Annotated in this window: 12 protein-coding genes, 1 tRNA gene and 1 other RNA gene; 4 read left to right on the top strand and 10 right to left on the bottom strand. The window is 70.6% G+C overall.

What is annotated here, in order from left to right; translation table 11 throughout:
- Window positions 1–101: 101 nt before the first annotated feature.
- The 7 genes from IF01_RS0108200 to ffs form a co-directional block, all read right to left on the bottom strand.
- Window positions 102–1262, bottom strand: a complete 1161-nt coding sequence (locus IF01_RS0108200) for an aspartate-semialdehyde dehydrogenase (protein WP_078879766.1) — start codon at window positions 1260–1262, stop codon at window positions 102–104.
- Entirely contained in the window at window positions 1259–2539 is a 1281-nt protein-coding gene (locus tag IF01_RS0108195) for an aspartate kinase (RefSeq protein WP_030392623.1), read from the bottom strand. Before IF01_RS0108195 ends, IF01_RS0108200 begins: the two co-directional genes overlap by 4 nt.
- Window positions 2540–2885: 346 nt before the next feature.
- The gene (locus IF01_RS0108190; protein ID WP_030392622.1) at window positions 2886–3614 is read right to left on the bottom strand and encodes a DUF5063 domain-containing protein; all 729 of its coding nucleotides are present in this window, start codon (window positions 3612–3614) and stop codon (window positions 2886–2888) included.
- Entirely contained in the window at window positions 3607–4206 is a 600-nt protein-coding gene (recR, locus tag IF01_RS0108185) for a recombination mediator RecR (protein ID WP_030392621.1), read from the bottom strand. The genes IF01_RS0108190 and recR overlap by 8 nt, the downstream gene beginning before the upstream one ends.
- Window positions 4207–4485: 279 nt before the next feature.
- Window positions 4486–4824 (bottom strand): YbaB/EbfC family nucleoid-associated protein, encoded by a 339-nt coding sequence (locus IF01_RS0108180; protein ID WP_078879765.1) that lies wholly within the window; start codon window positions 4822–4824, stop codon window positions 4486–4488.
- Window positions 4825–4882: 58 nt separating this feature from the next.
- Window positions 4883–7078 carry a DNA polymerase III subunit gamma and tau gene (locus IF01_RS0108175; protein WP_030392619.1) on the bottom strand — a complete coding sequence of 732 codons (2196 nt, stop codon included), beginning with the start codon at window positions 7076–7078 and terminating at the stop codon, window positions 4883–4885.
- A 77-nt stretch (window positions 7079–7155) separates the two neighbouring features.
- Window positions 7156–7246, bottom strand: an RNA gene (ffs, locus tag IF01_RS44940) — signal recognition particle sRNA small type.
- 133 nt (window positions 7247–7379) lie between these two features.
- Between ffs and IF01_RS0108170 the strand changes: the two genes are divergently transcribed.
- Window positions 7380–7464, top strand: a tRNA-Ser gene (locus IF01_RS0108170).
- Between the two features lie 59 nt (window positions 7465–7523).
- Here IF01_RS0108170 and IF01_RS0108165 read toward each other — a convergent pair.
- Entirely contained in the window at window positions 7524–7724 is a 201-nt protein-coding gene (locus IF01_RS0108165) for a hypothetical protein (RefSeq protein WP_030392618.1), read from the bottom strand.
- Window positions 7717–9735, bottom strand: coding sequence for a type I restriction-modification system subunit M/S (locus IF01_RS0108160; protein ID WP_167349730.1), 2019 nt, complete (start codon window positions 9733–9735; stop codon window positions 7717–7719). The genes IF01_RS0108165 and IF01_RS0108160 overlap by 8 nt, the downstream gene beginning before the upstream one ends.
- A gap of 779 nt (window positions 9736–10514) precedes the next feature.
- Between IF01_RS0108160 and IF01_RS0108155 the strand changes: the two genes are divergently transcribed.
- The gene (locus IF01_RS0108155; protein WP_030392616.1) at window positions 10515–10976 is read left to right on the top strand and encodes a hypothetical protein; all 462 of its coding nucleotides are present in this window, start codon (window positions 10515–10517) and stop codon (window positions 10974–10976) included.
- The gene (locus tag IF01_RS0108150; protein ID WP_030392615.1) at window positions 10973–11329 is read left to right on the top strand and encodes a hypothetical protein; all 357 of its coding nucleotides are present in this window, start codon (window positions 10973–10975) and stop codon (window positions 11327–11329) included. The genes IF01_RS0108155 and IF01_RS0108150 overlap by 4 nt, the downstream gene beginning before the upstream one ends.
- Window positions 11330–12655: 1326 nt before the next feature.
- On the opposite strand, the gene IF01_RS0108140 is transcribed toward IF01_RS0108150, so the two are convergent.
- Window positions 12656–13111: a hypothetical protein gene (locus IF01_RS0108140; RefSeq protein ID WP_157855179.1), complete on the bottom strand. Its 456-nt coding sequence runs from the start codon at window positions 13109–13111 to the stop codon at window positions 12656–12658.
- A 400-nt stretch (window positions 13112–13511) separates the two neighbouring features.
- Here IF01_RS0108140 and IF01_RS0108135 point away from each other — a divergent pair, with 400 nt between their 5' ends.
- Window positions 13512–14870, top strand: a complete 1359-nt coding sequence (locus IF01_RS0108135; RefSeq protein WP_030392613.1) for an NsdA family TPR-like regulatory protein — start codon at window positions 13512–13514, stop codon at window positions 14868–14870.
- Window positions 14871–14878 lie beyond the last annotated feature (8 nt).

Genomic DNA, 14878 nt, shown 5'->3' with positions numbered 1-14878 from the left:
ACATTCTCGCGCATGGGCCGAACGCCCCTCCAGGGAATTCGGCGAGGATTCGTCAAGCAGTCCGCGAACAAACGGCGCAGACTCCGGGCGGACGGGCGGATTCAGGCCGCTCCGGCACCGTCCGCGCCCGTTCCGGCACCCTCGGCACCCCCGGCGCCCGACCCGGCACCCGTCCCGCCGGCCGGCCCGGCGTCCTCGGCCGTCGCGGCCCGGTCGGCGATCTCCCGCGCCACCAGCTCGGCGATCTGAAGGGCGTTCAGCGCCGCACCACGGCGCAGGTTGTCGCCGCAGAGGAAGAGGTCCAGCGCGTTCGGGTCGTCCAGGGCGCGCCGCAGCCGGCCGACCCAGACCGGGTCCGTCCCCACCACGTCGTTCGGCGTCGGGAACTCGCCCGCCGCCGGATCGTCGTACAGCAGCACCCCGGGGGCGTCGCGGAGGATCTCGTGGGCGTGCTCCTGGGTGACCTCGCGCTCGAACACCGCGTGCACGGCGAGCGCGTGGGTGCGCACCACCGGGATCCGCACACAGGTCGCCGAGACCTTGAGCCCGGGCAGGCCGAGGATCTTGCGGGACTCGTCGCGCACCGTGCGCTCCTCCGACGACCAGCCGCCGTCGGTCAGCACACCGGCCCAGGGCACCGCGTTGAGCGCGAGCGGGGCGGCGAACGGTCCGTTGTCGGCGATCACCGCCCGCAGGTCGCCGGTCTGTTCGCCGACCTCGGTGCCGGCCACCTGGGCGAGCTGGGCGCGCAGCGTGTCCGTGCCGTCCCGGCCGAGCCCGGAGGCGGCCTGGTAGGAGGCGACCACCAGCGACTCCAGGCCGTACTCGGCGTGCAGGGCGCCGATCGCCGCGAGCATGGTCAGGGTGGTGGAGTCCGGGCTCGCCACGATCCCGCGCGAGCGCATCCGGACGGCGGCCGCGTTGACCTCGGGCACCACCAGGGGAACGGCGTCGTCCAGCCGGAACGCACCGGAGTTGTCGACCACCACGACGCCCTTGGCCGCCGCGATCGGCGCCCAGCGGGCGGAGATGTCCTCGGGGACGTCGAACAGCGCGACGTCCACCCCGTCGAAGAGCTCCTCGCACAGCGGGAGGACCTCGACGGCCTCCCCGCGCACGACCGCCTTGCGGCCGGCCGAGCGCGGGGAGGCGGCGAGGCGGATCTCGCCCCAGATGTCCTGGCGGAGGGAGAGCAGGCCGAGGAGCACCTCGCCGACCGCGCCGGTGGCGCCGACGACGGCGAGGTTCGGCCGCCGGGTCATCGCCCGGTGCCCCCGTAGACCACGGCCTCGTCCGTCTCGCTGTCCAGCCCGAAGGCGGAGTGGACGGCCTGCACGGCCGCGTTGACGTCGTCGGCGCGGGTGACCACCGAGATCCGGATCTCCGAGGTGGAGATCAGCTCGATGTTGACGCCGGCCGCGGAGAGCGCCTCGAAGAAGGTCGCCGTGACGCCCGGGTTGGAGCGCATGCCCGCGCCGACCAGCGAGATCTTGCCGATCGCGTCGTCGTAGCGGAGCGACTCGTAGCCGATGCCCTCCCGGACCCGGTCCAGCGCGTCGATGGCCTTCTGGCCCTCGGCCTTCGGCAGGGTGAAGGAGATGTCGGTCAGACCGGTCGACGCCGCCGAGACGTTCTGCACGACCATGTCGATGTTGACCTCGGCGTCGGCGATGGCGCGGAAGATGCGCGCCGCCTCGCCCGGCTTGTCGGGGACGCCGACGACCGTGACCTTGGCCTCGGACGTGTCATGGGCGACTCCGGAGATGATGGCCTGCTCCATCTCGCCCCCTTCGGGCTGGTGCGGGTTGTCGTTGCTGACGATCGTCCCGGGAAGACCCGAGAACGACGAGCGTACGTGAATCGGGATGTTGTAGCGGCGCGCGTACTCCACACAGCGGTCGAGCAGCACCTTGGAACCGGACGAGGCCAGCTCCAGCATGTCCTCGTAGGCGATCCAGTCGATCTTGCGGGCCTTCTTCACCACGCGCGGGTCGGCGGTGAAAACGCCGTCCACGTCGGTGTAGATCTCGCAGACCTCGGCCTTGAGGGCGGCGGCGAGGGCGACGGCGGTGGTGTCCGAGCCGCCCCGGCCGAGCGTGGTGATGTCCTTGCTCGACTGCGAGACGCCCTGGAAGCCGGCCACGATCGCGATGTTGCCCTCGTCCAGGGCGGTGCGGATGCGGCCCGGCGTCACATCGATGATGCGCGCCTTGTTGTGGACGGAGTCGGTGATGACGCCGGCCTGGCTTCCTGTGAACGACTGCGCCTCGTGGCCCAGGGATTTGATCGCCATGGCCAGCAGTGCCATGGAGATGCGCTCTCCAGCGGTCAGCAGCATGTCGAACTCGCGGCCGGCGGGGAGAGGTGACACCTGCTCCGCGAGTTCGATGAGCTCGTCCGTCGTGTCGCCCATCGCGGACACCACGACGACGACCTCATGGCCGGCCTTCTTGGCGTCAACGATTCGACGGGCCACGCGCTTGATGCCCTCGGCATCCGCAACGGATGAGCCGCCGTACTTCTGCACGACAAGGCCCACGTGCGCTCCTCGACTTGTGTCGTTTCCGGGGGCCCTCGGCCCCCGCACCCCCGGGTGGCGGGGGCTGTGCGGTCGGCGCCAGTCTACCGAGCGGGGGTGTCCCAACCTCCGCTTTCCATATGATGAGACACACGTTTCGGCAGGTGAGCGGGGGTGCGGATACCGCCACCGGCAGGTCTGCGGGCGGGCGTCCGCCGTTCCGAAGAATCGGCGGACGAAGGGACGGCCGCCCCGGGGTTTTCCGTCCGGTGGCCCGGAGTGAGGTTTCCGTCACACTCCCGCCGCCGGTGGCCCCGGGCGGCCGGTGTCCCCGCGCGCCCGGGCGGCGTCAGTGCCCCAGGCAGCGTCAGTGCCCCAGGCCGAGCTCGGCCGCCATCAGGTCACCGGCCTGCTGCTCCAGCTGCTCGTCGGTGAGCCCGTCGTTGTCGGTGTCCGCACCGTCCGGCGCCGCCCCGATCGGGCTGTCCAGCCGGACGTGCGCGATCAGCGACTGCAGCGCCCGCAGGACGGCCGTGCAGGTGGTGCCCCAGTTGGACAGGTACGAGAACTGCCACCACCAGAGCGCCTCGCTGACCCGGCCCTCGCGGTAGTGGGTGAGCCCGTGCTGCAGCTCGCTCACCACCCCGGCCAGGTCGTCGGAGATCCGGAACGCGCTCGGCTTCTCCGGCGGCCCGTACGGGTCGAAGACCTCGTGGTAGACGTCGATCGGCGCGAGCAGCACGGCCAGCCGCTCCCGCAGCTGCTCGCCGTCCGGCTCCGGACCGGTGTCGGGCTCGAACCGGTCCTCGGGGACGACGTCCTCGATGGCGCCCAGCCGGCCGCCGGCCAGCAGCAGCTGCGAGACCTCCAGCAGGAGGAGGGAGACGGCACTGCCGGGCTCGTCACCCTTGGCGACCTCGGTCACCGAGAGCACGAAGCTCTCCACCGAGTCCGCGATCTGCACCGCGAAGTCGTCCGGCTCCGAGCCGTGGGCGTGCGTGTGCGGGGGGCGCGGCACCTGCGCGGTGTCCCGCTCCTCCTCCGGCCCGACCTGATGGGGCGCGTGGGGCTGCTGGTTGATCGTCCGGTCAGACATCGAGCAGTCGTCTCCCTTCGAAGGCGCGACCGAGTGTGACCTCGTCCGCGTACTCCAGATCCCCGCCGACGGGCAGGCCGCTCGCCAGACGGGTCACCTTCAGGCCCATCGGCTTGCAGAGCCGGGCCAGGTAGGTGGCGGTCGCCTCCCCCTCCAGATTGGGGTCGGTGGCCAGGATCAGCTCGGTGACAGTGCCGTCGGCGAGCCGTGCCAGCAGCTCCCGGATCCGCAGATCGTCCGGGCCGACGCCCTCGATCGGGCTGATCGCGCCGCCCAGCACGTGGTAGCGGCCGCGGAACTCCCGGGTGCGCTCGATGGCGACGACGTCCTTCGGCTCCTCGACCACGCAGATGACCGCGAGGTCGCGGCGCGGGTCCAGACACACTCGGCACTGCTCGGCCTCCGCGACATTGCCGCAGACGGCGCAGAACCGGACCTTGTCCTTGACCTCCAGCAGCGCGTGCGCCAGCCGGCGGACGTCGACCGGGTCGGCCTGCAGGACGTGGAAGGCGATCCGCTGCGCGCTCTTGGGCCCGACGCCGGGCAGCCTGCCCAGTTCGTCGATCAGGTCCTGAACCACGCCCTCGTACAACGTCGCGCCTTCCCTCGGGTTGGACCGGTGGCACCCGCGCGGGGTGCTCCGGTGCCATCATCCAACGAATCGGACGCCGGGCGCATCGCCCGACGCCCGACTCCCGCATTAATCACACAGGTCTGTTGTCCGAACTCCGGACCCGACCGTCCGCCCCGTACGCTCCGGTGTCCCGGCCCGTACCCGCTGTCACGGCCGGGCCGTCACGACCGGGCCGTCACGACTGGAAGACCGGGGCCGGAAGACCGGGGCCGGAACCTCGGCCCCGGAGGGCCGCCGTCAGAACGGCAGGCCCGGGATCCCGCCGCCGAGGCCCTGGGTCAGCGGGCCCATCCGCTCGGCCTGCATCTTCTGCGCGGCCTGGTTGGCGTCCCGAACGGCCGCCAGGACGAGGTCGGCCAGCGTCTCGGTGTCCTCCGGGTCGACCGCGGCCGGCGCGATGGTCAGCGCCACCAGCTCGCCGGAACCGGTCACCGTCGCCTCGACCAGGCCACCGCCCGCCGAACCGCTCACCTTGGCCTCGGCCAGCTCCTGCTGCGCCTGGGCGAGGTCCTGCTGCATCTTCTGCGCCTGCTTGAGCAGCGCCTGCATGTTGGGCTGGCCACCACCGGGAAACACGGCTCACTCCTTGCGTTCGGTCCGCTCCTACTACGTCCTCGACGAGCCTACGTGCTGCTCAGTTGCCGCCGTGCCGGATCTCTTCCAGCACCGTGGCACCCAGCTCGCGGATGATCAGCTCCTGGCTGGAGAACACGTCCTCGTTCAGATCGGGGTCGTCCTCCTCCGGCACGTCGTCCTCCGGGGCCACCCCCTGCGCCGGGTACGCCGGGGACGGCGGGGGCGGTGCCTGGACGGACGGCTGCACCGGCGCGACCGGCGCCGGGTTCGGCGCCGCGGCCGGGCGGGGCGCCGGAGCGGGCGCGGCCGCGGGAGCCGGTGCGACGGGCGCCATCTGGGGCGCGGGCGCCGCCGGACGCGCTGGTGGGGCACCCCAGCCGCCCCCGCCACCACTGCCGCTCGGGGCGGCGACAGCACCCGAGCCGCCGCCGGGGCCACCCGCGCCACCGGACGGGTCGACGATGCACTCGATCCGCCAGTCCACGCCGAGCGCGTCCGCGAGGGCGGCCCGCAGCACGTCGTCGCTGTTGCTGCTCACGAAGCTGTCGCGGGCACCCGCGTTGATGAACGAGACCTGGAGCACGCTGCCGTCGAACCCGGCCACCTGGCCGTTCTGGCTGAGCAGGATCCAGGTGAACCGGCGCCGGTTCTTCACCGCCTCCAGGATCTGCGGCCACAGCTGCCGGACCTGGCCCGCGCCCTGCTGCGCCGCCGCCGACGGCTGCCCGCCGGGCGCCGGAGCGGGGGCGGGGGCCGGGGTGGGCGCGGGTGCGGGTGCGGCCGGAGCGGCCGCCGGAGCGGGCTGCGCGGGGGCCGGGGCCTCCGGCGCGGGCGCCTCCCCGGCGGCCGGGAAGCTCCGCTTGATCGGCCACGCCCCGGGCGCCGGCCCGGCCGGCTGCGCGGGGGCGGGAGCGGGAGCGGGGGTCGGCGCGGGCGCGGGCATCGACTGAACCGGCTGAACCGGCGCCGGCGGCGCGACCTGCGGCATCTCGGACACCGCCGGTGCCATCGGCGCCGGTGCCATCGGCATCGTCGGCGCCGCCATCACCGGGCCGCCGGCCATGGCGACACCGCCGGCCACGGCGAACCCGCCGCTCGCGGCGCGCCGCTCCAGCTTGTCCAGCCGCGCCTGCAACGACAGCTCGTCGCTGTACGCGCCCGGCAGCATCACCCGGGCGCAGATCAGCTCCAGCTGGAGCCGGGGCGCCGCGTTGCCGCGCATCTCCGTCAACCCGGTGTTGACGAGGTCCGCCGCCCGGCTCAGCTCCGCCGCCCCGAACGCGTCCGCCTGCGCCTGCATCACCGCGATCCGGTCGGCCGGGGCGTCGATCAGCCCCTTCTCCCCCGCGTCCGGCACCGTGGCGAGGATCACCAGGTCGCGCAGCCGCTCCAGCAGGTCCGCGACGAACCGGCGCGGGTCGTGACCGCCCTCGACCACCCGGTCGACCACCTGGAACACCGTCGCCCCGTCGTGCGCGGCGAACGCGTCCACCACCTCGTCCAGCAGCGCCGAGTCCGTGTACCCGAGCAGCGAAGTGGCCATCCCGTACGTCACACCGCCCTCGGCGGCGCCGGCCAGCAGCTGGTCCATCACGGACATCGAGTCACGCACCGAACCGGCGCCCGACCGCACCACCAGCGGGAACACGGAGTCCTCGACCTGGATCCCCTCCCGGCCGCACACCTCCGCCAGGTAGTCGCGCAGCGTGCCGGGCGGCACCAGCCGGAACGGGTAGTGGTGGGTCCGGGACCGGATCGTCCCGATCACCTTCTCCGGCTCGGTGGTGGCGAAGATGAACTTCAGGTGCTCCGGCGGCTCCTCCACCACCTTGAGCAGCGCGTTGAAGCCGGCCGAGGTCACCATGTGCGCCTCGTCCAGGATGAAGATCTTGTACCGGCTGTGCACCGGCGCGAAGAACGCCCGCTCGCGGAGGTCGCGCGCGTCGTCCACACCACCGTGCGAGGCCGCGTCGATCTCGATCACGTCGATCGACCCGGGCCCGCCCGTGGCGAGGTCCGTGCAGGACTGGCACTCACCGCACGGCGTGGGCGTCGGCCCCTGCTCGCAGTTCAGACAGCGGGCCAGGATGCGAGCGCTCGTCGTCTTGCCGCAGCCGCGAGGGCCGCTGAACAAGTACGCGTGATTGACCCTGTTGTTGCGCAGGGCCTGCTGGAGCGGAGCGGTCACGTGATCCTGCCCGATGACCTCCGCGAAGGTCTCCGGGCGGTAGCGGCGGTACAGGGCTAGGGACACACCCCCGACGATATCGGGACGGACCGACAAACGCGTCGCCCCTCGACCCCCCGCGCCCCACCGGCCCCCGGGAACGCAAAGACCCCCCGTGCACCCACCAGAGCCCTCCTACCCTTGCTGCCTTCCGGCCCTGGGGGAGTTCAGAGAGATAGCGCCACACGAGGGGCTGGCCCCAACACTACCGGATCCCGGGCCCACCCCTCCACCACCACCCCGTCCCACCATCCGCAGGCCACCCCCACCCCCTACCTGCGAGATACGTGGTCGCGACCACCCCAAAACATGTACTAAGCTCTCCCACGGAGGATTCGCCTAGAGGCCTAGGGCGCACGCTTGGAAAGCGTGTTGGGGGCAACCCCTCACGAGTTCGAATCTCGTATCCTCCGCCGGCAGAAGGCCCGGACCGCTCAGCGGTCCGGGCCTTCGTCGTTTTCGGTGTTCCGGTTCAACCGCTCATGGCTGCGGAGAGAACCGCGAGGCAGAGCAGCATGCAGCTGGCGAAGGCCGCGCCGGCCGTGATGACAGCACTGTGCCGGTCCGTGCCGGCGCTCCGCTTCAGCATGAAGGCCAGCAGGGCGATGATCACGGAAGTAAGCGCGGAGACGATCAGCCACGGAACTCGCGTGACGACGGGCAGGCTACTCATCTTCGGCTTCCTCTTCTGCGGTGTGGTCGATGTAAGGGGGGACGAGTCCGGTATCGGGCTGGTGGGCGGTCGGCATCGCCGCGGTGTCCATCAAGAGCGTCGCGAGCTCGCCCCTGGCGGCATCGGCTGCGGCAGCCACTTGCTGGTGGGCTGCGACCTGGTCGTCGAACACGCGCAGAAGCTCTCCGATGCGGTGCTGCTCCTCGTACGGCGGCAGCGATACCGGGAGCTGCCTCATCGCGCTGGTCTTGATCGAGTCAACGGTCGACATCGCCGCCCGGTCCTTGATCCACGCCTGGGTTCCCGGAAGGGAGAGGTATGCCAGAACGAAACGCGGGTCCACGCCGGGCTCGAAGCCGTGCAGCCGAAGGAGATTTCCGTTGTAGAGGCTGCCGGCCCCCTCCGCTCCCACCAGTGCCACGGGTCCGACCGTCCCGGTACGCGTGCAAAGGATGTCGCCCTCGCTCAACAGGAATCGTTCGAGCTGCTGCGCGTCGCGTGCCGAGATCCTGGTGTCCTCGCTGCCGTGGATCCGCCGGTTTCGCAGGTGCTTGGGCAGCACCACTCGAACAGGGCCGTCCTTGGAGTACATCCCGGGCTTCAGCAAGGAGGGTGACGGTCCGGGCTGCACCTTGCACAGATCCTGCAGGAGCACGTTCCGTCGGCCACCCGCACTGGGTTCCGGACTGCGGCCGGGCGCGGCCCGCTCCCAGCACCGCCGCGCTTCCTCGTCCAGGGATCCCGCCAGATCCAAGGCACCGTCGAGTTTTCGACGAGCGGATTCCACCTGGGCGGGTGTCGCCGCTTCGTACGCACCGAGGCTGACGTAGTCGACAGGGCTGAGCGAGTAACCACGCTGCTCGATCTCCTCCACGGAGACCGATCGACCGAGCGCACGCGCTTCGTCGGGCATCGGGTCCCCAGCACGCAGCGATCGGTGAATCTGCCCCAGGAGCCGCACATCGTCGGCGCTCAGCTCTCGGCGGGTCCGAGTGACCAACTCACCCAACTCGCGGGCATTGATGAAGTGCACCTTGGCGCGCTGCGACGGTGCCGACAGAAACCAGATGCAGGCCGACACCGCGGTCCCGGTGAAGAGGTGCGGAGGAAGGGCGAGGATGCCGTCGACGACCCCGTCCTCGACCAGGGCCTGCCGGATCGCACGCTCCCTCGGCTGGTCGGATACGGCAGCGTTGTCCGCCATGATCACCGCAGCTCGCCCGCCGGGCCCGAGAGTGGAGAGGACGTGCTGGATCCAGGCGAAGTTGGCATTGGACGGAGGCGGGGCCCCATATCGCCACCCTCCGGCCACGCCCCGGCCCGATTCGGCGTTGAACGGCGGATTGGTCAGAATCAGGTCCACCGGTTCCTGCCGTCGCTCCGACGGCTCGGGCCATGGTGCGAGGTCATGGGTGCCCACCCGTGGAGTCACACCGTGGAGCATCAAGTTCATCGCGGTCAGGCGCAGCGTCGCCTCGTCCGGCTTTCCGACCGTCACCGCCGACACCGAGCCGCCGCCATCGGCCGCCACCATGGCCGACAGCAGTTCACCGCCACGCGGATAGGGATCGTGGATCCGGCCCGACACACCCGCCGGAGCAACCAGTTCGCTCAGCAGGGCCACCACCGTTCTGGGCGTGAAGGCACTACGACTGTCCATGCGCACGACGTCGGCATGCGCGTCGAGCAGATCCCGGAAGGCATCCCGGTCGAGTTCGGCCGCTGAGGACATCAACTGCGGTACGTCAGCAACGGGGAGGGGCTCAAAACCCTGCAGCGCGAGCCGCATGGCCGGCGCCACCCCACAGGTCTTCAGCAACCGATCGGTTCGCTCCCCCACCTCGCCGAGGAAGCCCTTGGGAGTAATCGTCAGGTGTGCGTCGACCCGCTCCTGCAGGATTGCCCAGTCTTCGGGTGCTCCCCATCTCAAGAAGATCAGACACGTCGGCAGGGGAAGATAAGCCGTCAGCGACGGCGCGCCCCAACTTTTCACCATCCGGGGCTTCAGCAACTCCGCCAGAACCTGCCGAGACCGCGACCGCTGCTGCTCGGCACTCGGCGAAGGCACGACGAACCCAGTAGCCCGGCCGGCCACGGGCACTCCCTCGGACTGCCCGAACCAAGCTCGGGCCCTGTCGCCGTAAGTGACCCCTGCGGGCTCCTCCTCCCTCCGCGCCGACTTGGGCACGGACCGGGCGTCAAGCCATCGCACGATGTCGGCGAGCCGGAAGAGCCGATCGGGACCGCGCCGCAGCTCCTGCGGAAAGTCCGGATGGCGGTTCCGCCAGTTCGTGACCGCAGAGGCCCCGACGCCGGCCAGCTCTGCGATCTCGGCTCGCGAGACGAGTCCTCTGTCCCTACTCTTCTCACTCAACGCAGTCACTCTCCCCCTCATCAGTCGGCTCCCCGTTGAGGCAAAGCTAGATGGCCGGCCACCAGGCCATCAACTGCGCACTGAAGTGCGCAAGAACGCTACTGTGGCAACCTTCGAGGGAAGCGCAGGTCGCCACGCAAGTTGGTGGGCCTTGAACTGCTCTTTTACAGACGAGCCGCGAACTCATCCCTACAGTCGGCCGACACATGAAGAAAATCGTGAACTTCACATTTTCTGGGAGGGCATGCCACGAGAAGCCTTCAGGGCTCTCTGGGAATCCGACTCCCCCTGAAGGGCATGATGATCTTGGATACTCTCCGTAGCTTCCGCCGCAGGGCGGAGGCACGGCCCCGGCCGCACCCACTGCCGTTCAATTTCGATTGACTTCGGAACACGTTCCGAAGTACCGTCGAGCCATGTCCACTCTCACTGTGTCGTTCTCCGACCTGTCGAAGAACTCGAAGCGCGTCGCGGACACCGTCGAGCAGGCGCAGCGCGTCCACGTCACCCGACGTGACGGGGAGGACCTGTACCTCACCACCGAGCGTCACGACCGCCAGCGCGAGGAGACCGCCGATGTCACCGCGCGGCTGTTCGCGGCGCTGATCACCAGCGACGAGGGTGCGCGCGCGGTCCTCCTCGCCCTCCCCGAGGTCTTCCCCTGGACCCGGCACCTGTCAGCCGAGGAGGTGCGCGAGTTCGTCGTCGACCTCGTGAATGCCACCCGTGACGTGGTGGAGCTGGACGTCCACGCCAACCTGCACCGGGTTATCGTCGAGTGGAGGGCAACCGCGAGAATCCTGGCAGACCCCGACCTGAGCGACCGGCTCACCGAGCCGCTCCCCGGCGATGACCACGGCGAGGTGCTCGCCCCGTGAGCCCCAAACGCGGAGACGACGTCCCGCCGCCACCGGTCGGCGACGAGTGGCGGCTGCGGTTCGCCACCAACGAAGCTGCCAAGGGATGGGGCGACCTCTGCGCGGAGGCGCCGGGGAACACCCGACGATGCTTCGAAGCCCTCCGCACCGACCCCCTGTCCGCCAGTGACCCCGATCGGCAGCACCGGCTACGAGGCCGCCTTTCGACGCGTGTTCTCGGCGGGGACGAACTACCGCAGTGGGAGTACGAGGTGACCGCCGGCGGGCGCGTGCGCTACCTCGTCGACGAGCCGGGCCGGACCGTCCACCTCGTCTACGCCTCCTCCCGGCACCCCAAGGACACGGACAGCTGACCAGCAACGGAGCGGGTCGATCCGGCCGTGGACGCCAAGCGGTGTGGTCTCAGTTCTGGTCTCATTCACCCCCATTCAACGAGGTTCAGCCGCTTCCCAGCCGCTGGCTCCGCCACAGGTCAGGACAGGCGTGAATCCCAGCGGACAGCGCCGAGGAGAATTGGAAAGCGTGTTGGGGGCAACCCCTCACGAGTTCGAATCTCGTATCCTCCGCCTCTGCCAGCCATGGCAGCACGAAGGCCCCGACCGGGAAACCGGTCGGGGCCTTCGTCGTTCACAGTCTCATCCGTAGTCTCAACGCCCCGGTTCGGGAGCCGCGTTCGACTTGGCGTCTGTGGTGTCCTCGTTCCTGCGCAGCAGCTGCTTGCAGCAGCCGGGCTTGCTGTCGCAGTCGACCCCGCAGCCGGGCAGGCACTCCAGGCGCCCGGCACCTCCCGACCCTTAGGGCTCCGGAGAGATTCCGCCCCGCACGGAGGGTCACCGATCTAGCCAGCTCCTTCATGCGATCGCTCGGCTGGGAATTTCCAGCCGAGCGATCGCATGAGTCCGGCACTTAGGCTCGCAAGCGCCCTAGCGGTGTCGACATTACGGAACCCGTCTGCATCGTTCCGAAGCCATGGGCCGTTTCGGGATGATCGAGCTGATGATCTTCCGGATCACCCGCGAGTCGACGTCGAACGGGAAGGAATCATGGCGACGGGCCACACTGACCCGCGCGCTTTCGCCCCTCATTGCCTGCGGCCAGCGGGCGTCGATGGCACTCGCCTCCGCCCGGCAGGCACCACAGGCGCTCCCCGTTTCGAGGACGACCACCAGTTGTCCGATGGCGACATGCCGATTTCCTGCATCCCGCAAAGAGTCTTGTCGAAGACGCCGAAGGCGTGGGAGACAACGACGGGAAGGGCACGAGCGCGGCGCGCAGATGGCAGCACGTGACCTTCGGGCGCCTGCACGCGCCGACCGGAGAGATGAACAAATGCTGGGCCGGTCCGCCGACCGGCCCGACCGGGACGGCTCACCCGAATGCCAGGTACAGGCCCAGGGCACCGTGGACGGCAATCGGGACGATCGCTCCGCCCCAAGGCGCTCTGCGGTGCCATACGCAGAGCAGGAGGGCGCCAACAGGCCCGAGCCAACCGACGGCATAGAGGAACGATGTGCTGTGCTCGTAACGTTCGCCAAGGCGAGCCAGGGCGCCACTGTCGGAAGTCAGCCCGAGATGAGCGGCGAGACACACAGCGGTGAACACCAGGGCCGATCCCCAGAGCTGGCGCTCCGCCTTGACTCCTGGAGAGGACGGGTTGTCCGGAGTCACGGGGCCTGGTCCTAGCCGCCCATGAGCTGGCCGACGAGCCAGTCGACGAGCTCACCGCCACCGGCGCTGATGAGCATGCGCACAGGGTGGTACCAAGCGAGGCCCCCGACCCACTTGTTGAAGGAGGCGGTACCGCCCTTGGCCGCGTCGATCGCGGCGCGGTAGACCTTGGGTCCCGCCTTCTTGAGTGCCGCGATGACCTTCTTGCCTGCCTCCTCCTTGGCACCGAACGTGGTGACGTCGGCCTTGTGGGTGCCGGTCTGGGCGAATTCGCGCTGGACCTCGGCGATGAGCCGGTCGAGCTCGGCGGCCTCCGCGGGGGTGAGCCGGGTGGTCCCGCTGTCGACGGTGACGGCGGGACCCGCAGCGGGGAGGCCGGAGGGTGAGGCGGTGGCGAGCGGGGCGACGGCCATCAGCGAAGCGGTGGCGACGAGAGCTGCGGCGGCAATCCGCGTACGGGTACGCATAGCGTTTTTTGGTTCCTTCCAGGTGGAATGCCGACCGAGCAGACGATCGACCGACTGTTCCGGTTCCGCCGGTGCCTGTGGCGGTTCGTCCGGCAACAGCGGAAGTCTCTCCGGCACACAGGAACGGCGACAGGGCACCTTGGGGCCGGTGTCCCGAAGGGCACCACTCCCATCCAGGGGCGCCCGCCGGGACGGACCGGGTGGCGCGGACGCCGCGGTCCCGAGGACCGTCACCCTGCGGCGGGCCACCGGACGACCGTGCTGCTCGTCCGACCGTCCGGGCGGGCAGGAGCACGGGACCCCGGGGGTGCTCCGGGGGTGCCCCGCCACTTGGCATGTGCCGGACGGTCTTCCTACGATCGAATGAGCGTACCGGGCACGAAAGAACCAGGCGATCTCCATGGCACATACCCTCACCCTGCTCCGGGCAATGCTGGGGCTGTCGCAGCCCGAGTACGCCCTCCTGGTGGCGCGCACGCACCGTGACCTCGGCCTGGGAACGCTCGCCGCCCGCCGGGAAAAGGTGTCCCGCTGGGAGTCGGGACGCATCGTCCCCGACTTCACCACTCAGGTGGCCATGGCCCACCTGCACGGGATCCCGGCTGCCGAGGTGTGCCGTCTGGGCTGGCCGTACTGGACCCATCTGGCCACCCGGGACGCTGCCCTGCTCAGCCAGCCCTACACCGCTCAGGGGGCGACGAGCGTCCTGAGTGCCACCGCGCAACCGGACGACGACGGCCGGCCTCCGGGCCTGGTGCTGTGCGGTGCTCCGCTCGAGCGCCAGATGCGCGAGGCCCTGGCCCGTCTGGCCGCCGTGTCCCCGTTGGTACCGGGGCCGGTGCCCGCAGAGATGGCCGGGCGCCTGGCGGGCATCGAGGCGCGGGTGGAGGCGTTGGAAGCCCACGAGCACGGCACTCTGCTGTCACCGGTGGGCCTGTACGCGGCGGCGCACGCGGAACAGCGTCTTGTGGTGTTCCTGCTGGCACGGCTGGGGCACGGGCACCCGGCGGCGGCGCGGCTGTTCGCGCTGGCCGCCCGCACCGGGCTGGTGTGCGGCTGGCTCGGCGGGGCGCTGGGCGAGGCCAGGCGGGCGGAGCGCCACCTGCTCGCCGCAGTTCGGGCGGCCGCGGCGGCCGGCCACGCTCCGCTCGTCGCCCGGGCCATGGCCCTGCTGGCACGCCACCACCTGGTCACGGGCGAAGCGCACGACGCCCTGTTCCTCGTCCGCGCGGCGCGCGAGGCAGAACCGTGTACCGCCGAGGCGCCCACGGTGTCGCTGCACAACTTCGAGGCCGTCATCCTGGCCCGGCTCGCCCGCGCACGCGACGCCGAAGCCTCGCTCGACAGCGCCGGCCGATGCCTGGCCGACGCCGCCACCGCCACCGCGCGATCCCTCTGGGACAACCGGCGGATCGGCTACGAGCTCTATCTGAACGCCAGCGCGGGCGCGATGTGGTGGTACCTGAACGAGCCGCGCAAGGCCGAGCAACTCTTCCGGCCCGTCACCGAGTTCCTCCTCGCCCCGCGCGCCACCGCGCCCCTGCCCCGTACCGCGGTGTGGCTGCTGTACGCCGTCGACACCCATCTCGCCCTGGGCCAGCTCGACGTCGCCGCCCAGGCGGCCCACCAGGCCGTCGACCTCACCGGTGCGCTCCCCACGGGACTGGCCGGGGAGTACCGCCGCAGACTCGCACCCCACCGGCACGAACCGGCCATCGGCCGAGCCCTGGACCACATGCACGACGTGCGCCTGCCCTGACCGCCCCC

Origin of the sequence: Kitasatospora purpeofusca, from assembly GCF_000718025.1 — a bacterium.
GTDB lineage: Bacteria > Actinomycetota > Actinomycetes > Streptomycetales > Streptomycetaceae > Kitasatospora > Kitasatospora purpeofusca.
Note: the sequence above shows the minus strand (reverse complement) of the source record. Positions and strands in the feature narration are given on the sequence as shown.